The organism is Paenibacillus cellulosilyticus (assembly GCF_003182255.1).
Classification (GTDB): domain Bacteria; phylum Bacillota; class Bacilli; order Paenibacillales; family Paenibacillaceae; genus Paenibacillus_T; species Paenibacillus_T cellulosilyticus.
This window is the reverse complement of sequence record NZ_QGTQ01000021.1, coordinates 26,247-44,240: the sequence shown is the minus strand read 5'-3', so window position 1 is coordinate 44,240 and position 17,994 is coordinate 26,247. Positions and strand designations below refer to the sequence as shown.

General features: G+C 47.1%; 15 protein-coding genes and 1 tRNA gene. 12 read left to right on the top strand and 4 right to left on the bottom strand.

Annotated features, from left to right (window positions below; all coding sequences use genetic code 11):
• Positions 1-28: 28 nt before the first annotated feature.
• The 6 genes from DFQ01_RS21245 (at position 29) to DFQ01_RS21220 (ending at position 9,280) form a co-directional block, all read left to right on the top strand.
• A complete protein-coding gene (locus tag DFQ01_RS21245; protein ID WP_110045923.1) occupies positions 29-466 on the top strand; it encodes a hypothetical protein in 438 nt (145 codons plus the stop codon).
• 203 nt (positions 467-669) lie between these two features.
• Complete coding sequence (locus DFQ01_RS21240; RefSeq protein WP_110045922.1) at positions 670-2,418, top strand: hypothetical protein; 1,749 nt, start codon at positions 670-672, stop codon at positions 2,416-2,418.
• A 716-nt stretch (positions 2,419-3,134) separates the two neighbouring features.
• Positions 3,135-3,395: a DUF2442 domain-containing protein gene (locus DFQ01_RS21235; RefSeq protein ID WP_110045921.1), complete on the top strand. Its 261-nt coding sequence runs from the start codon at positions 3,135-3,137 to the stop codon at positions 3,393-3,395.
• Between the two features lie 305 nt (positions 3,396-3,700).
• Entirely contained in the window at positions 3,701-5,185 is a 1,485-nt protein-coding gene (locus DFQ01_RS21230; protein WP_110045920.1) for a type I restriction-modification system subunit M, read from the top strand.
• On the top strand, positions 5,175-6,344 hold the full coding sequence (locus DFQ01_RS21225) for a restriction endonuclease subunit S (RefSeq protein WP_110045919.1): 1,170 nt from the start codon (positions 5,175-5,177) through the stop codon (positions 6,342-6,344). Before DFQ01_RS21230 ends, DFQ01_RS21225 begins: the two co-directional genes overlap by 11 nt.
• Entirely contained in the window at positions 6,341-9,280 is a 2,940-nt protein-coding gene (locus DFQ01_RS21220) for a type I restriction endonuclease subunit R (protein WP_110045918.1), read from the top strand. The genes DFQ01_RS21225 and DFQ01_RS21220 overlap by 4 nt, the downstream gene beginning before the upstream one ends.
• A 21-nt stretch (positions 9,281-9,301) precedes the next feature.
• Here DFQ01_RS21220 and DFQ01_RS21215 read toward each other — a convergent pair whose 3' ends face one another.
• From DFQ01_RS21215 to DFQ01_RS21205, 3 genes are all read right to left on the bottom strand, one after another.
• On the bottom strand, positions 9,302-10,030 hold the full coding sequence (locus DFQ01_RS21215) for a M48 family metallopeptidase (RefSeq protein ID WP_110045917.1): 729 nt from the start codon (positions 10,028-10,030) through the stop codon (positions 9,302-9,304).
• 96 nt (positions 10,031-10,126) lie between these two features.
• The gene (locus DFQ01_RS21210; protein ID WP_174812913.1) at positions 10,127-11,188 is read right to left on the bottom strand and encodes a tyrosine-type recombinase/integrase; all 1,062 of its coding nucleotides are present in this window, start codon (positions 11,186-11,188) and stop codon (positions 10,127-10,129) included.
• Between the two features lie 171 nt (positions 11,189-11,359).
• Positions 11,360-11,436: transfer RNA gene (locus DFQ01_RS21205), tRNA-Arg, on the bottom strand.
• 158 nt (positions 11,437-11,594) lie between these two features.
• Here DFQ01_RS21205 and DFQ01_RS21200 point away from each other — a divergent pair.
• The 3 genes from DFQ01_RS21200 (at position 11,595) to DFQ01_RS21190 (ending at position 13,623) form a co-directional block, all read left to right on the top strand.
• Positions 11,595-11,999 carry a GntR family transcriptional regulator gene (locus DFQ01_RS21200; RefSeq protein WP_110045915.1) on the top strand — a complete coding sequence of 135 codons (405 nt, stop codon included), beginning with the start codon at positions 11,595-11,597 and terminating at the stop codon, positions 11,997-11,999.
• Positions 11,996-13,255 (top strand): DUF1648 domain-containing protein, encoded by a 1,260-nt coding sequence (locus DFQ01_RS21195; protein ID WP_110045914.1) that lies wholly within the window; start codon positions 11,996-11,998, stop codon positions 13,253-13,255. The genes DFQ01_RS21200 and DFQ01_RS21195 overlap by 4 nt, the downstream gene beginning before the upstream one ends.
• 173 nt (positions 13,256-13,428) lie before the next feature.
• The gene (locus DFQ01_RS21190) at positions 13,429-13,623 is read left to right on the top strand and encodes a Spo0E family sporulation regulatory protein-aspartic acid phosphatase (RefSeq protein WP_110045913.1); all 195 of its coding nucleotides are present in this window, start codon (positions 13,429-13,431) and stop codon (positions 13,621-13,623) included.
• 9 nt (positions 13,624-13,632) lie between these two features.
• Here the strand turns inward: DFQ01_RS21190 and tadA are convergent, their stop codons facing one another.
• On the bottom strand, positions 13,633-14,133 hold the full coding sequence (gene tadA, locus DFQ01_RS21185) for a tRNA adenosine(34) deaminase TadA (protein WP_425452428.1): 501 nt from the start codon (positions 14,131-14,133) through the stop codon (positions 13,633-13,635).
• Between the two features lie 418 nt (positions 14,134-14,551).
• Here tadA and DFQ01_RS21180 point away from each other — a divergent pair, with 418 nt between their 5' ends.
• From DFQ01_RS21180 to rluF, 3 genes are all read left to right on the top strand, one after another.
• Positions 14,552-16,372, top strand: coding sequence for a PAS domain S-box protein (locus tag DFQ01_RS21180; RefSeq protein ID WP_110045912.1), 1,821 nt, complete (start codon positions 14,552-14,554; stop codon positions 16,370-16,372).
• A gap of 105 nt (positions 16,373-16,477) precedes the next feature.
• The gene (locus tag DFQ01_RS21175; RefSeq protein WP_245946819.1) at positions 16,478-17,263 is read left to right on the top strand and encodes an NAD-dependent epimerase/dehydratase family protein; all 786 of its coding nucleotides are present in this window, start codon (positions 16,478-16,480) and stop codon (positions 17,261-17,263) included.
• Positions 17,264-17,269: 6 nt separating this feature from the next.
• Positions 17,270-17,977, top strand: a complete 708-nt coding sequence (rluF, locus tag DFQ01_RS21170; RefSeq protein WP_110045911.1) for a 23S rRNA pseudouridine(2604) synthase RluF — start codon at positions 17,270-17,272, stop codon at positions 17,975-17,977.
• Positions 17,978-17,994 lie beyond the last annotated feature (17 nt).

The following is a 17,994-nucleotide window of genomic DNA, read 5'->3' as shown; positions in this document are numbered from 1 at the left end:
TCGCGTTATACTGAGAGGAGCTTGAGAGATGCGTGACTTGAATCGAATTAGTATCATAACCGATGCATTGAACGAGTGTTGGACTTCCTTTCCTGACCTCAGATTTGGTCAATTGATCGAGCTTATATTTCGTGAACGATGGAGTGACTTCTGGCTGTTAGAAGATGACGCATGCTTGGAAACGATTCGGAAATTCCGCGAAGAGAACAAAGTAAGGTACATAGCCTCGAATGACTCACACTCGAATCCGCCAAACAGTGCAGCTGATCCACGACCGAATAACAAACCGTTCTACATCGATCCCAACTGTCCTAAGTGTGGTACAGCACTGGTGTTAAATGATTTCGTCGAGAAAAGCAGAACGGAAGAAGAGATATGGCATGACGAATTCACGTGTCCCAAATGTCGTGACGGTATCTATATGGATTGGCCCGAAAGCCATCGGCAAGCTATTGAGGAAGACTAATATGAAACTGTAGACGATGGCTGGTTTGACGAAAAACTCGAAAATGAAAGTTAAACGAATACGATGAAGCAAGTAATACACCCAAGTACAGAGCATTTCTGTGTTTGGTTTTTTTTGTTTGCGAAGTATTCGCTGAAAAATGCGGACGAATTTTTATTTCTCGAGAGGATTGTAGTATACGCCTAACGAGAAGGAGCAAGTTTATGATCTGGTTACAAACAATTAAACATTTTGAACAGAGATATGGAAGTCAATATGTATCTATATTTGATCATCTCCGTAGTCGACTAACCGAATCAGAAACAGGAGATGGTAAATTCGTAGTATTACCGTTTGAAGCAGGTATAGGGAAGAGTCTGCAAACAGATCGTATCGTCGGTGAATATCTTCGTTCAGAATTGACTCGAGGGCAAAGACATACGGTTGTAAGAAGAAATGACGATCTCAGACGTTTTCTAATCATCAAGAAGTTCAAAGATGATGTTCTCGGATGTGCTGAACGTATTAATCAGGTAAGTAGCGGCGAGATAGCCTTAGGAATAACCTCGGAGAATTGGAGCGACTACAAAGCGAATCTTGAGAGTATCAGCGATTTCCTCGTTGTGGTAATAACTCATGAGCGCTATCTCGACCTTGCATTGGACGCATATACTCGTGCTTTCTTTACCGAGGGACGCCATACCCTAGTCATTGATGAAGCGTTGTTTCCGCCCGTATGTACGCTCTCAGCGACGAAGATTAGAGCGGTTCAACAAGTGTGGCCCCTAATGATGCAGAGGTCGCTTGTGGACGCTTACGAGCCATTCCTGCACGAGATACAACGATTGTCCAAGTCACAGGAACAGATCGTCGTTTGTGATCCGTTGGACTGTAGTGAGTCCATTAAGCGCTTCAAGGAAGAGGCTGACGCACAATCATTCGACATGAAGACAAGTAACCTTATATCTGAGTTTGTGAACGATCTGGAGGTCATTATCGCTAATACAACGCTCTGCATAGACGGGCGACTTACTTCATACGATCCACGAATTGTACGTTGGGGTCTGCGTAACAATATTATCTTAGACGCCAATGGTAATTTTGATATGCGGTACTCATTCGATGATACCGTCACAGTCGATAATCAAGCCCCCGTCATCAATCACGATAATTGGACGATCCATCATATTCCGTATAACTCGTCAAAGTCTAGTATTAGACGAACGGCGGATTACCACAGCCGACTCATGGAATTGGTACTTGAACGAAAGAAGCCTGACGATAAGACGCTCATCGTAACGCAAAAGGAGTTCGAGACGAAGCTACAAGCTGCGCTCGGCAACGATGACCCTGACGTTCAAATAGCGTATTTCGGTAACATCATCGGAAAGAACGATTGGCGCGACTTTAATCAAGTATGGATCGTGTCCAACGCGATTATTCCGATGGAAGTCTATTCGCTATATTGGCTGATGTCTACCCGTGAAGAGTTTCAGGAGCGAAGTATAGATATTGTGCTGCACAAACGAAAAAAAGGGAAGGTCTCGTTTAAAGATCAGAGGTTTGAAGATATACGCATGGGTCATCTCGTTGGTGAGATATATCAAGCTGTTAAACGAATCAATCGAGACAATAACCATACGGCGGAAATATTTATCGTGAATAACGATCCTGATATTACCGAAGCGCTTGAACGGCATATGCCGGGTATTCGTCGTGGGGAGACGATTGATTTAGACGTTGCACAGAACATGACGAGTAAAGAGACGAAAGAGACAGAGGCAGATCGACTAGAGGCGTATTTATTGTCATTGCCGATTGGCGAGCGTGTAGCAAAAGCTGTCGTATGTAAAGAAGCGCGTAATATTAATGCGAACAATTTCGGTCGTACACTTAAAGACGAAAAAATACAACGGCTTATTAATGCGGGCATTATCGAAGTTAAGTCGCGATATATTACGCGAATAAGTTGATAACAGAAAACCAATTCGCTACGCTCATTCTGAACGCGTTGACTCCCTGATGGTCACCAACACATTCAGATACAGGTTTTAAAGTCCTCACCGTAACGTTATCTTATATATAAAAATGAGGACTTTCATCTCTCATATTTACAGTCGTCTTGTAGTGAAGTGAATTTCTTCACTACAGGAAGGCTGAATCGAAGATTAGCTCGGTTGGCGATTTAAGTTCCGATGTACGGGAGGTTCTGCAATCGTTCGTACGTATTCAGGCGGGGTATTGTGGAATCACTGTGGGGCGTTTCTTGCGAGTGAGTGCCGGTAGCCCGCTTATCAGCTCGTGAAAGAAAGTAGTGCTATGCATTGGTAATCGGTGACGGATTGATCATTGCGCCTGCACAAGTAGCCGCTTGCACTTCATTCGCTAAATAAGTATTCAACGAAACATATACAGACTTCCGACGTCACATTACGTTGAATTCATAGAAATAGAGTGTGAAATATTGTTCGCTGAATACTCTGATACGTTCTTCAAATGACAGGATAGCGGATTATGCTATTAGATCGATCGTTGTCCGGCACAATCGCAGCACCATCAATACCGTTGAACTGGAAGCCATGTTATAATTCACATAAAATGAATTGAAACTATTCTATAACGGTTAATGGATATCTGGAAAGCTACGTCAAGCAGTCCAATGATTCAGTTGATCTAAGGGGGCATTACTATGAATAGAATAATCGGAGTGTATCCCACTCGGGCTTATAAACTCATACTCGAATATCCCGATGGTAAATACCGTATATATGATGCGAAAAAACAACTGAGCGATAAGGCTTCACCACTAGGAGACATCATCGGCGATTATGAGCTATTCCGTTCAGCACATGTAGTCGAAGATACCGGAACAGTCGGCTGGAGTAATGGTGTTGACCTCGATCCCGATGTTCTATACGACAATAGTGAACTAGACGCACAACTCAGCTAAATATAAAAACAAGGCGCTCTCCTACTCGGTGAGCGCTTTATTGTGTTTCAGAACTGCGCAGTAACGTTTGCCAGTAGCAGGATTATGAGCAGTTCCGATTGAAGTAACATTCAAATGAAAATATGCAGTAACCACGCGGGTTTTCCCTTTCCTAATACTCCACAAATCGGAACATTTACGCATGTAGAAGATCATCGATCGTTTTGATTCATGGGTTTGTTACATATACTGAGAATGAAGGAACTTGTCATTAATATGGCGAATGAGTAATGGTACTATAGTCACAATATCAGCCTGGAGGCATTATGAGCACACTTACATTACAACAACTGGAATCGCACTTATGGGAATCGGCTAATATCCTACGCGGGAGCATCGATTCCTCTGATTATAAAAACTATATCTTCGGCATGCTGTTCCTAAAGCGTCTGAATGACGTATTTGTCGAAACCGCTAAACAGATCGAGGTGGAAGAAGGGGACGACTACGGATGGTACGACCGCGACGAGCATCAGTTCTTCGTTCCTGAACGTGCACGCTGGGAACATATCCAGACAATAACCCAAGACATCGGAGACGCGATCAACAAAGCTTTTGAATCGCTTGAGGAAGAGAATGCATCCCTTCAAGGTGTACTAGCTACCATCGACTTTAACGACAAGGAGAAGTTGCCAGATAAGCTCCTACAGCGTCTCATTCAGCACTTCACGGCAATTGAACTGTCCAACGGCAACTTGTCCGAGCCCGATATGCTTGGCCGCGCTTATGAGTACCTCATTAAGCAGTTCGCCGATGACGCAGGGAAGAAGGGTGGAGAGTTCTACACACCAAGCAAAGTTGTTGAATTGATCGTCAAGTTAATCAAACCAGAAGAAGGCATGCGTGTCTGTGATCCAACCGTTGGATCTGGTGGTATGCTTATTCAATCTGTCGATTACATTAAATCCCAAGGCGGGAATCCACGCAATCTGACCCTTCATGGTCAAGAGCGTAATCTTAATACCTGGGCGATCTGTAAAATGAACCTACTTCTGCACGGACTTAGCGACCACTGGATTGCAAAAGGTGATACAATCCGTGAACCTAAGTTGCTTGAAGATGGAGAGCTTATTCTATATGATCGTGTGATCGCCAATCCACCATTCAGCTTAAGTAATTGGGGACGTGAAGAAGCAGAAGCGGATACGCTTGGTCGGTTCCGTTTTGGTCTTCCTCCCAAAGATAAAGGTGATCTTGCGTTTGTTCAGCACATGGTGGCAACACTTAACCATGAAGGTAAAGCTGGCGTCGTTATGCCACATGGCATCTTGTTCCGTGGTGGCGCAGAAGCAGCCATTCGTAAAGGTCTACTTGAAGAGGATCTCGTTGAAGCGATTATCGGTCTACCGTCGAACCTTTTTTATGGTACTGGTATTCCAGCAAGCATAGTGATCCTGAACCGTAACAAAGCGATAGAGAAGAAGGGGCAAGTGCTGTTTATCAATGGCGCAGGGGATTTTGAGCCAGGGAAAAATCAGAACGTCCTGCGTGATCAAGATATCGAGAAGATAGTATCGGCATATGACAAGTGGGAAGAGCAAGATAAGTATTGCCGAGCTGTCGACATCAAGGAGATTCGAGAGAATGATTATAACCTCAACATCGCTCGGTACATCGACTCAGCTGAGGAAGAAGAGCAGATTGATGTGGAAGAGGCATTGGCGGATTTGCGTCGATTGGAAGTAGAGCGTACTGAAATTGAAACCATCATGTTCAGGTACTTGAAGGAGTTGGGCTATAGTGCAAATTAGTGAATGGACAACAACAATACTTCAAGATCTATGTAACATCGAATATGGGAAGGCACCTTCCGATGCGAGGGTCGAATTTTCAGAATATCCTTTATACGGAACAAGCGGGGTTACAGGTTATGCTGATAAGCCGCTGTTTCAGGCACCGTTAATTATGGTTGGCCGAAAAGGCACCATTAATAAGCCGATCTTCATTGAGCATGATTGTTGGATTATTGACACAGCATATGGTCTCTTTACTGAAAATGCTGATTTGAAGTGGTTGTTCTATTTCATTTCAAATTATGACTTATCAAGGTTGAACGAAGCTACAGGTGTTCCAAGTTTGAATAGGAATAACCTGTATAACATAGAAGTTCCAGTTCCTCCATTGACAGAACAACGTAAAATCGCCGACATCCTTACCACCGTCGATAATGCCATCTCCAAAACCGAAGCTATAATTGAACAAACGGAGAGAGTAAAGAAGGGGCTCATGCAGCAACTTCTTACCAAAGGGATTGGACATTTGAAGTTTAAACAGACTGACTTCGGGGAGATTCCTGAGAACTGGGGTGTCTGTTTACTAGATGAAGTTGCTCTAAGAAAGTCTGGTCATACACCTGATAAAAAGAAATCCAATTATTGGAGTGGTGACATACCTTGGATTTCCTTAAAGGATACCTCAAGACTAGATAACCGCTTTATTGATGAGACGACTGACTATACAACAACCGATGGGATTAATAATTCATCTGCAGTGTTATTACCTGAAGGAACTGTTGTTATTTCAAGGGATGCGACTGTTGGTAAAAGTGGGATAATGCGTTACCCAATGGCTACAAGTCAACATTTTATCAACTATATATGTGGAGATCGGTTATTCAACTGGTATCTCTATTACGATTTACAATATAGGAAACAGCTATTCGAACGCATTGCTGTAGGTAGTACGATTAAAACTATAGGTTTACAGTTCTTTAAGGAATTGAAAGTAGCAGTCCCTCCCATCGAAGAACAGAAACATATTTCCCAAATATTGAATTCGATGGATGATAAGATCGATAAAGAGATACTGAAACTTTCGAAAATACAGACGCTCAAAAAGGGCTTAATGCAAGTACTTCTAACAGGTAAAGTCCGAGTCAAAGTCGACGATCCAGAGGCGGTGAACACATGACCTCAACAAGCGAATGGAACGAGAAACATCTTGTTGAAAACCGACTAATAGAGCAACTGAAAGAAATGGGCTATGAGCATATTCATGGCCCTTCTTTGGATACGGAGCGGGAGTCCACTCGTGCGGTGATCCTGCACGACCGTCTGACCCGAGCGCTTAAGCGCCTTAACCCTTGGATCAACGACACCAACCTGAACAAGATCGTGCGTGGCATCACCTACATAGAAGCAACAAGCCTAATGGAAGCCAATGAAGCGTTCCATAACATTCTGGTAAACTACACGTCCATCCAACAGGATATGGGCAAAGGCAAGAAGAACCAAACGGTCAAAATCATCGATTTTGACTATCCGCCTAGTAACGAGTTCCTCATCGTCGATCAATTCAGCATCAGCGATGCCAGCGGTACCATTCGTCCCGACCTGCTCATCTATGTAAACGGAATTCCTCTCGTTGTCATCGAATGTAAGAGCCCGATGGTAGCTGTAGATGAACAAATAGGCAAAGCTGTTAAGCAACTGAGAAGGTATCAAAATCAATGTGAGCACTTGTATCATTACAACCAGTTCATGATCGCAACGAGCAACGATCGTGCCAAAGCAGGTACAATTGGCGCACAGCTTAAGCATTTTGGAGAGTGGAAAGATCCATATCCGTTAACGTCACCTGAAGTAGGCGATCATCCAACGCCGCAAGATATCCTTGTCGCGGGCATGCTATCGAAAGCTAATTTGCTAGATCTCATCCAGAATTTCATCGTTTTCGAGCCTGAGAATGGACGTATGATCAAGAAGCTATCTCGTTACCAGCAGTTCCGTGCGGTCAATAAAGCGATCAACCGCCTGATGACAGCCAAGTCCCCTCGTGAACGTGGAGGGGTTGTATGGCATACGCAGGGCAGCGGCAAATCCCTTACGATGCTGTATCTTGCTGTTAAGCTGCGCCGCATCGAAGCTCTGAAAAACCCGAGCATCGTCATCGTAACTGACCGCTCAGACTTGGACGATCAGATTACGAAGACGTTCCGCCGCTGTGGTTTTGCTAATCCACAACAGGCTTCAAGTGTTGCTCAGCTTAAGGAACTGCTAAGACAAGGCCCAGGCTCGACAGTTATGACGCTTGTTCAGAAATTCCAGACAAGTAGCGAGGAAGACAAGTTTCCAGAACTCTCAGATGCAGAGAACATCATCGTCATGGTCGACGAAAGCCATAGGTCGCAGTACAAGGGCCTCGCTATGAACATGCGCACAGGGCTTCCGAATGCCTGTTATTTGGGCTTTACGGGAACGCCAATTGATAAGGAAGATAAGAGTACAACGCGTACGTTTGGCCCGTATATCGACAAATACACGATTGAACAAGCTGTAGATGATGGCGCGACCGTTCCGATTTTCTATGAAGCGAGATTGACGCAGCTCCATGTTGAGGGCGAAACACTCGATCAACTGTTTGATCGTAAGTTCCGCGAGTACGACGCAGAGACGCGAGAGCGAATCATGAAGAAATATGCAACGGAAGAAGCGATCATTGCGTCGCCTAAGCGTATTGAACAGATTGTGCTCGACATCATCAAACATTATGAAACCCATATCATGCCTAATGGATTCAAGGCGCAGATTGTCGCAGTCACACGCGAAGCCGCAGTCATGTACAAGTCGAAGCTGGACGAGCTAAGTGATCTGGAGTCAGCTGTCGTGTTCTCGTCAGGTACCGATGATAAAGAGCACCTTAAGAAACACCACATCAGCAAAGAAGACGAGAAAGCACTCATTGCTCGTTTCAAGAAGCCTTTGTCAGAGGACAAGCTGGCGTTCATTATAGTGTGCGACAAGCTCCTTACGGGATTTGACGCGCCTATTGAGCAGGTTATGTATCTAGATAAGCCACTGAAGGAGCATAATCTGCTTCAAGCTATCGCAAGAACGAACCGTACCTATGATAAGAAAGATTATGGCCTTATAGTTGATTACTTCGGCGTCTCACGATTCTTGGAGAAGGCGCTGGCTATATTCTCGAAGCAGGACATCCAAGGCGCTCTCATGCCCGTTGACAGTGAAATCCCGCGTCTACAGACCCGTCACAGAGCAGCGATGAAGTTCTTCGACTATATCCGCAAAGATGATGTTGAGTCGTGCATGCAGGTACTTGAGCCAGAGGATGTGCGTCAGCAGTTTGAGCTTGCGTTCAAACGTTTTGCTTCCAGCATGGATATGATTATGCCAGATCCGAAGGCGCAGCCTTACGTGAATGATCTTCAATTCTTGGGAAAAGTTCGTCAGCTTGCCAAGTCCCGTTTCCGTGACGAAAGTATGGATATATCGGACTGCGGAGAGAAGGTCAAGCAGTTGATTGCAGAACATATGCGGGCTTCATCTGTAGAGATTTTACACGATCCCATCGACATCTTATCCAGCAAGTTCGAGCAGAAGGTTAATGAGTTGGGAAGTCCTGAAGCCAAAGCTTCCGAGATGGAGCATGCGATCCGGCATGAAATCAGAGTCAAGATTCAAGAGAACCCCGTTTACTACACTTCCTTGAAAGAGAAGTTGGAGAAGCTGATCGAGGCGCGTAAACAGCATCAGATGGACATTGTAGAACTTGTGGAGCAGCTTAGCGGCATGCTCGATAATATCCGAGATACGGCTAACAAAAGTCAGATCCAAGGGCTGACGCGGGAACAGTATCCGTTCTATCAGATGCTTGAGCAGTATTTTGCAACGGAGGACGATCAAGAGGTAATTAGAGACTTAACGCTGATCGTAACCGAGAGGATTATGGAGCAGACGGTTGTCGAGTGGATCTATAAGGACGATGTGAAGCGGGAGATGAGAAAGAAGATCAAGCAGCAGCTCCGCGTAACGAAATGTCCGAAGGATCAGTTGGAGGAGCTGACGATAAAGCTGGCAGCATTGGCAGAGGTGCATTACAAGAAGTAATGCCCTCCGCTCTTCTTGCTGTTAAAGAGTCAATAACGGCCCATTGATTCGAAGCCATTCCTTGCGTTCATCATAATCAGGCAGAACCGAGCGTACGAATTGCCAGAAGTCTGCGGAATGGTTCGGATATTTCAAGTGTCCCATCTCATGGACAAGCACGTAATCAATGATCTTCATCGGAGCCATCATGATACGCCAATTGATGTAAATACTGTGATCAGCAGCGCAAGAGCCCCAGCGCATCTTTTGATCCTTTAACCGCAACCTGGTAGGGGACACACCCATTCTAGGGCTGTAGATACTTAGCCGCTCGTTGAGCTTGGCTTGTCCCCGCTCTATGTACCAGTTAATAAAATGCGGTCGAAGCTGGTCTGCAAGCTCCTTGCTTGTTAGATCGGTAGAAGCGGTTGCGTTAAATCGACCTTGTTGGTAAACGAGAGAAGGCATGATATTTGTATTTACCTTATCAAGCTTCAGTCGATATGATCTGCCGATATAGAGGAACTTCTCGCCACTCACGAATTCTTTGGGGCTAGGCGGTGCTGCAATTTCCTCGAAATCATACCATTTGCTCAAGATCCACGGTGACTTCTTATGTAACACTTCTTGAAGTTTTACGTCGTCGACTGCAAACGGTGCTATAACTTTAACGCCATCAATCCAATCGACCGAAATGATGATATCTTGAGCTTCTGAGCTATGCTCCAATGTATATTCAATTGTGGTGTTGCCGTATTGTAGTTCGGGCATGGGCGGCTCCTTTATTGAATCTAACGTTATCTTTGCATGATAGTTTAGTCTTGTCAAAGACGGCTGACTATAATAGTGAATAAGATTGATGCAGTTTTATTGTTTTCCGCGAATTCTACCTATACGTGTCATCCCCAATTTAGTAATCGGTGAGAAGTTGGCATGTTGCTGACGGATATTCTCATCATTCACCCTCATATATCTTCGTGTTGTCTCAATCGATGAATGTGCCACAATCCGCTGTAAACTGAATAAATCCCCGCCACCGAGCAAGAAATTCGTACAGAAGTATGCGCGGAAAGCATGAGGGTGTATGTTACACACTTTATCTATACCAGCTGTCTTCGCATGAACCTTCAAACGTTTGCGAAAATGATCGGCTTTGAGTGGATCGCCGTAATTGCTGATGAAGAGATACTCAGTATCAAAATGCATTTTGTTCTCTGTAAGTAAAGCGGTTACCTCGCGAAGGACTTCGGAGGATATCGGAACAATTCTTGGCTTACGATTCTTATTCATCCAGGCGGGGAGATGGAAGCAACGTGCCTTGACGTCAAGGTATTCTGTCGTAAGTCGAAGGGCCTCTTGAATTCGTAAGCCACTATCAGCAAGTACTAACATGAGTGTATGATCTCTGAGGCCAGCAAACGTATCTCTATCTGGTGCGGCTAGTAGCTTACGTAGCTGTTCGTCAGTAAACGTCTCTTTATCCTCCTCGTCGAAACGTGGCTGCTTAATTGTTGTTACCGGACTATCCGGGATAATGTTCTCACGAGAGAGGAAGTTGAAAATCGTACGTAACGTTCTAAGACGTAATGCAACGGTATAGGGAGAGAGCGTGATACTCTCTTGAAGCCGGTGTGGGGCATCCTCGAACTTAGACCTGGTGGAAATGCGGTTAACGTATTCACGAATAACACTCGCTGATATGTCAACCAGCCCCGCATGTGGATAAGCTGTGGAAAGCCAATTGCGGAAATACCGCCAGTTAGGGATGTATTCTTTAGTTAACGTACTTTCTCGGATTCCCTCTGCTTTTTTAGCGTTAAAGAATAACTCGAAAGCTTCATCAAGACCTATCGTACTCTTCAGCGAAGTGGGAGCAGCATTGCGTTTCCCTCTAACCGAGGGTTTACCTTTACGCGGATCATTGGACACAAAAAAACCTCCTACGTTTATTCCGTAGGAGATCGTCATTTACGTTGTATACTTTCCGCTTAATGGCGGACAGTTCCATCGATATTTCGTTATAGACTGTGTGCCTTACGCCAAGCCTATCGCATCATTCACGTTATGGCAAACGTTGTAGTGATGCGGGTTTGTAGTAAATGGCGCGCCCGATACGATTCGAACGTACGACCTGCAGTTTAGGAAACTGTCGCTCTATCCTGCTGAGCTACGGGCGCGCAGTAATTCATATTTTACCATGGGGAGTCTGTATGGCGCAACTTCAGAGTCGCAGCTAAATAGACGTCAATAAGCGTCTATTTACTTCTCTACACCCAACTGTTATATTAGATATATAACACATACAATAAATAATACAACAAGGAGATGTCCGCCTATGTTTGTTCGGATCGATCTGGAGTCGGACGTACCGATCTATACACAGCTTACGAATCAGATCATGGAAGGGATCGCGACGGGGGAGCTTAAGCCGGGAGAGGCGCTGCCATCCGTCCGGTCGCTTGCAGCCGATCTTGGGATTAATCTGCACACAGTTAACAAAGCCTATACGATATTGAAGGATAGCGGGTTCGTCCAGATTCATCGGCAAAAGGGAGCCGTCGTGCAGTCGGGCGGCATGCCGCCTGCAGATGACGCGTATAGGGAACGATTAGCGGAGCAGCTCAGGCCGATGGCGGCAGAGTCACTTGGCCGGGGGATGTCGTTAGAGGATTGGCTGGCTATCAGCCGCGCCTCCTTTGAGCAATTGAAAGCCAAGCGTGAAGGGAGTCAACTTTCATGAACAATATGACGCAATGGATTGTTACTCTTGTTCCATTCCTGCTCGTCGTTGTCGCGTTGGGAGCAACGCCTTATGCTTCTCTGCGGACGCCATTCGGCGTATCCGTTCCAACGGAGGAGCGGCAGCATCCGGCCATTCGGGCGCTTCGTAAGTCGTATGCAATGGGAATATCGATCGCTGCTGTGGTTGTGGCTCTCCTTGTCGTGCTGCTGCACGGCACCGGTGTGATCGACAGTACCAGCTCCAATGATTTATCCACAGGCGCAAATCATATCGAAGACGCACAATCGCTCCTCGGTGTTGGAGCGACGCTTGTCCTGCTGCTAATCGGCTCTGGTATGTTCGTCTGGTATCATCACCGAATGCTGGCGCTGAAGGAACAAGAGGGCTGGCAGAAGAAGATGAACAACCGTTTTGCCGCGGCGCAGCTGTCGTTCCATAATGGCCCCGTAACTTACGGTCTGATCTGGTTCCTGCCGCATCTGATCATTATCGCCGCTTGTGTGTTTATCGCTGTACGATCCTACGATTCGCTGCCGGACACGATCCCCACACACTTCGATTGGGATGGAACGGTGACGGATTCCAGCCCGAAATCTTGGGGAGTCGTGCTTTCGCTGAACGTTGTTCAATTGGTGATGACAGCGATCATGGTGCTGGTGAATTGGTCGATCCGGTGGAGCCGTGCTTCACTCGATCCGAACAAACCCGAGCAATCGGCGCAGGCAGAGCGGAAATATCGTCGCAGCACATCGCTTTTCATTCTGGTATTCAGCTTCCTGCTCGTCATGATGATGGGCTGGACACAAGCCATATCCTTGTACGAACGCAAGTTAGAAGGCAGTATGGTGATCATTAGCATGCTGCCGCTTCTAGTGGCTGGTATTTGGATGGTACGTTTGTTCCGGATGAACCGTGAACGCAGCCAGTTCGACCGACTCAGCCGTGACCAGGACCGACATTGGAAGCTGGGCACTTTGTACTGGAATCCGGAAGACCCGGCTATATTCATCGAGAAGCGGTCGGGGCTGGGATGGACGATGAACTTTGCCAAACCATCCGCATGGCTTACGCTGTTTGGCCCCATTGTTCTTATTGCACTTGTTCCACTGTTTAATTCTCGTATTGTCGTGAGAAAAACGACGGGATTGGGATGGACGTTCGATTTTACACAGGTGGGTACTTGGATACTGCTTGCACTAATTGGCATATTGGTCGCAGGGGTTCTGTTTTTCAGACGTTTTCGGGGGCGCTAATGCAGAAAGGGTGAATAGTCCTATTCCTAGCATACATTTGTCGAAAAATATGAGGGTTTTTCCCAAATTATTCGACACATTCCAACACACGAACCGTATAACCTTGGTTATAATGAGTTAGATACTAACACCATCGTGGTCGGAACGATAGGAGCGAGCCTAGAGCGTGTGTCATGAATAAGAATGAACTGCTCACCCAACTTCAAGCGCTCCGTCTGAAGCTTAATGAAATGGCTGAAGAGCGGGGGAATTTGACGGACCCGGATGTACTTGCTGTCAGTGAGGAAGCGGATCGTATCATTCTTGTTTTGCAGCAGCTGCATATGCAAGGGAGATCCTGCGCGGTCGAGCCGCGCAACTCCATTTGATAGCTAAGGCTATCGTGATTCACGTCTACTGCGAAGTCGTCTGAAGAATGTTGTTAGCAAGTCAGCGCATTCCTCTTGCATAAGCCCGCTAGTGAGCTCCGTTTCGTGATTGAAACGGGGCTCTTGCAATAGATTCATCAGCGTCCCCGCACAACCTGCCTTCGGATCATGTGTCCCGTAGACAACCCGTTTCACACGCGATTGTACAATCGCACCTGCACACATCGGGCATGGCTCAAGCGTTACGTACAATGTGCAGTCTAGCAGACGCCAAGCTTCGATATGCTGACTTGCCTCCCGAATCGCAATCATCTCCGCATGGGCTGTTGCATCATGCCCAGTCTCCCGCAGATTATAGCCGCGTCCAATAACCTCGCCATTTCGTACAATGACTGCGCCAATCGGCACTTCCCCTATCGCCTCTGCTTTACGTGCTTCCTCTATCGCTTCGGCCATCCAGCGCCGATCATCTTCTCTCTCAAACCGTTGCCCGGAATTATTCACATCCACTATGGTTCACCTCGCCTATATTGTAACCCGAATTAGATGGACTGACGAGTTAAACACATTTCGACGCCGTTCATATGTCGAACAAAATCGAATTATGCCACGAACAAACATTCGTTGTTAACACCATGTGCATAGTTATGTGGATAACTGGGAATAAATCGGTCGAGTTGTCCACTTATTCATCCACAGCTTGTGTGTAATTGTGGGTAACTATGTGGATAATGTGCGTAAAATGTGAGTAATGGCCCATTTCTACACATTTCATGCACACTGGTTTGAGGATAAATAGAGATATGAAGTTTATGAAAAGCTCCGTTGGCCTAGTTACTTTCATTTGATGGAAAATATGGTATGATGCAAATACAGAGAATTATATCGAAAATGAGCGAAAAACCGAAAATAAAGGATGTGTCGCACTGTGTCGGTCAAGCAGAAACTGACGCTAATCATTGCCGGTATTATATTCGTCCTTCTTGCTGCACATTTGGTTCATCTTCGGATGACATCTAGTTATAATTTGAAGGAAGAAGCCTCGCATTATCTTAGAGATGTGTCAGCGAGGTTGGCTAATGATGAAGCCATGCATAATTACATAGACTCGGTGGGGACCCCGCACAGTCTCGTTGTGAATGAAGTTGTGGAGATGAGTGCTTTTCGAATAATCGACAGCCAGCCCGTGCTTGTGGACGGAGCCTATAGGCTATACCGGGGCAGCGGTGAATTGGACATCATCCGCAACATGGTGGATAACAAGGAAAAGATCAAAGATGTTCGCCTCAATGATGGGACGCATGCAATGGTATTCTATAAGCTGTTGGATCGTGATGAACCTGTTGTCGTGCGAACCGTAATGAGCCTTAAGAATGCCGATATACTTATGCGCAAGCAGATGACAGAGCAAATTATGCTTTCTGCTATTTTGCTGGTCGTAATGACACTCATTGCGTATTTGCTGCTTGGGCGCATTTTCCGACCATTGGATACGATCGTTTGGAAGATCGGGAAGCTATCGAACGCGCAGTTCGATGATATGATCCCGGTCAAAGGCCATGACGAGTTCGGTCAGCTATCCCTACAGATGAATAATATGTCCAAAAACATCAGTGTTTATATGAATAAGCTGCGGCTTGCTTTTGAAGAAAATCGAGCGATGAAGGACCACCTGGAATCATTCATTAATCATACGACCGATGCGATTCATGTCGTCGACCTGAACGGACGTATCTTGTCGGTCAACCATGCGTTCACCCAGATGTTTGGGTACAAGGAGTCAGAGGCTGTCGGGTTTAATCTGCCGCTCGTGCCGTCGCAGTGGCAGCAGGAGGAGCAGAAGGCGATGGAGGCGGTGAAGGCTGGCAAAGTGCTGCCGCCGATGGAGTCAACACGCGTAACCAAGAGCGGTGAATGGCTTGCGGTCAGTGTGACGACCTCGCCGATTCGTGATGCTGCTGGAACGGTTCGTGCTATCGCGAGCATTACGAGAGATATGACGGGGCGGAACAAAATGGAGGATCTGCTGCGGCAATCGGAGAAGCTGACAACGGTTGGCCAGCTTGCAGCTGGCGTAGCGCATGAGATTCGCAATCCGTTGACGACGCTGAAGGGCTTTCTGCAGCTGCAGCGGCAGACGAACAAGCTGAACATTAATCATGTCGAAATGATGATGGCAGAGCTGGATCGAATCAACCTGATCGTTGGGGAGTTTCTTATTCTTGCGAAACCGCAGGCAACAAAGTTTGAGGTTAAAGATATTCGTTACATTATGGGCGATGTTCTGTCGCTGCTTGACAGCGAGGCGCATCTGCACGGCATCGTGTTCAAGTACGAGTGCCCGGACACGCCGTGTTACATTTTGTGTGAAGAAAATCAACTAAAGCAGGTGTTCATCAACTTATTGAAAAATGCAATGGAATCCATGCCGCGAGGCGGGACAATCAGTATCATAGGCGGCAGGGGGGAGAATGGTGAAGCGACTATTACAATTACCGACGAAGGCTGCGGCATTTCCGAGGATATGATTCGCAAGCTAGGCGACCCGTTCGTGACGGGTAAGGAATCCGGTACAGGCCTTGGTATTATGGTCAGCCAGCGCATTATTCAGAGCCATCGAGGTACACTCGAATTCAAAAGCCAGATCGACGTCGGTACGACAGCTGCGATCACACTGCCATGCGGTGATTCTGTATCGGAGCTGCAGCAGGAACACGGCATGATGGAAACGATGAAGCATATTTCCTGATCGCTGTCTCGTAAGCGAGTCTCGATTGACGAGCCGAAATCAGGTACAATAGACGATACAGAACGATTTGCTTGAATGCGGCTTATGAAGGATGGGGATCGGCACGTGGAACGGAACCAATCGCGGTCCGCTCCTGCAATGGAGTATCGGGCGCTGTTAGTTGGTGCCACTGGCCTTGTTGGAAGTGCGCTGCTCAGAAGGCTGCTAGCGCAGCCTTCCTGCATCAGCTTAACGGTATTGGCGCGTCGCCCGCTCGACGGCGCATCGGGGCGTGTCGTTGCCGCAGCAGGCGTGCATGCAAGCAAGCTGCGGGTTATCGTCGCTGATTTCGATCGTATGTACGAGGCGTTGTCCGACGTTGAGGCAGATGTTGTCTATTGTTCGCTTGGCACGACGATTAGGAAGGCGAAGACGAAGGAAGCGTTCCGAAAGGTCGATCTCGACTATCCACTGGTGCTCGGTGAATGGGCGAAGGCACGGCAGGCTCGTAAGTATGTAGCGGTCACCGCAATGGGCGCTTCGACGACTTCACCATTTTTCTATAGCAGAGTGAAAGGGGAGCTCGAGGAGGAGCTGGCAGAGCTGAAGCTGCCGGAGCTTCACTTGTTCCGTCCGTCTCTGCTGCTGGGCAAACGGCAGGAGGTACGGTTCGGAGAGCTGCTGGGCTCTTGGGCTGCGCTTGCGATTCGTCCATTAATGCTCGGTGCACTGAAGCGATATCGGCCGATTAGCGGTGATGCCGTTGCAGCTGCGATGCTGCAGGCGGGCACGCGAATGGCGACGGAAGGCGTATATGTGTACAACTCGGCGGATACGGCTGAGCTTGGCGCTCCATCGCAAGGCAGAGACGGCAGCATGAACGATAGTACGGATAGCGGCATGATGGGGTGAAGACAAGTGAGAATTAACAAGTTTATAAGCGAGACAGGATTTTGTTCAAGGCGGGAAGCCGATAAGCTCGTGGAGGATGGCCGAGTAACGATTAACGGTGTGAAGGCTCAGCTTGGCAGTCAGGCTGAGCCGGGTGACGACGTTCGCGTGAATGGCAAGCGTGTCGGAGCTTCTAGACGCCATGTGTATATCGCGTTGAACAAGCCGGTTGGTATTACGAGCACGACGGAGCAGCAGGTGAAGGGAAACATTGTCGACTTCGTCGGGCATAGGGAACGCATCTTCCCGATCGGTCGGTTGGACAAGGATTCCGAAGGACTTATTCTGATGACGAACGATGGCGACATCGTCAACCGGATATTGCGTGCGGAAGGTCGTCACGAGAAGGAGTACATCGTGACGGTGGACAAGACGGTCACGCCGATGTTTCTGAAAGGGATGAGTGAAGGCGTCCGCATCCTTGGTGCGATGACACTGCCGTGCAAGTTGACACGTGTAGCGGAGCGGGTGTTCAAGATCATTCTGACCGAAGGGAAGAACCGTCAAATCCGCCGGATGTGCGAGGCGTTTGGCTTCCGGGTCGTTCGGCTGAGACGCGTTCGGATTATGAATATCCACCTGGGCGACCTGGCGATCGGCAGATGGCGTGATTTGCAGCGTGATGAACTGGACGAGCTGTTCGAGACGCTTAATTATCATCCGGGAACGGAATAGAACGAACAAAGGCTGAA

Excerpts from the sequence above, each read along its gene's own strand:
- DFQ01_RS21245 (WP_110045923.1), top strand. The coding sequence starts at position 29 with ATGCGTGACTTGAATCGAATTAGTATCATAACCGATGCATTGAACGAG.
- DFQ01_RS21240 (WP_110045922.1), top strand. The coding sequence starts at position 670 with ATGATCTGGTTACAAACAATTAAACATTTTGAACAGAGATATGGAAGT.
- DFQ01_RS21235 (WP_110045921.1), top strand. The coding sequence starts at position 3,135 with ATGAATAGAATAATCGGAGTGTATCCCACTCGGGCTTATAAACTCATA.
- DFQ01_RS21230 (WP_110045920.1), top strand. The coding sequence starts at position 3,701 with ATGAGCACACTTACATTACAACAACTGGAATCGCACTTATGGGAATCG.
- DFQ01_RS21220 (WP_110045918.1), top strand. The coding sequence starts at position 6,341 with ATGACCTCAACAAGCGAATGGAACGAGAAACATCTTGTTGAAAACCGA.
- DFQ01_RS21215 (WP_110045917.1), bottom strand. The coding sequence starts at position 10,030 with ATGCCCGAACTACAATACGGCAACACCACAATTGAATATACATTGGAG.
- DFQ01_RS21200 (WP_110045915.1), top strand. The coding sequence starts at position 11,595 with ATGTTTGTTCGGATCGATCTGGAGTCGGACGTACCGATCTATACACAG.
- DFQ01_RS21195 (WP_110045914.1), top strand. The coding sequence starts at position 11,996 with ATGAACAATATGACGCAATGGATTGTTACTCTTGTTCCATTCCTGCTC.
- DFQ01_RS21190 (WP_110045913.1), top strand. The coding sequence starts at position 13,429 with ATGAATAAGAATGAACTGCTCACCCAACTTCAAGCGCTCCGTCTGAAG.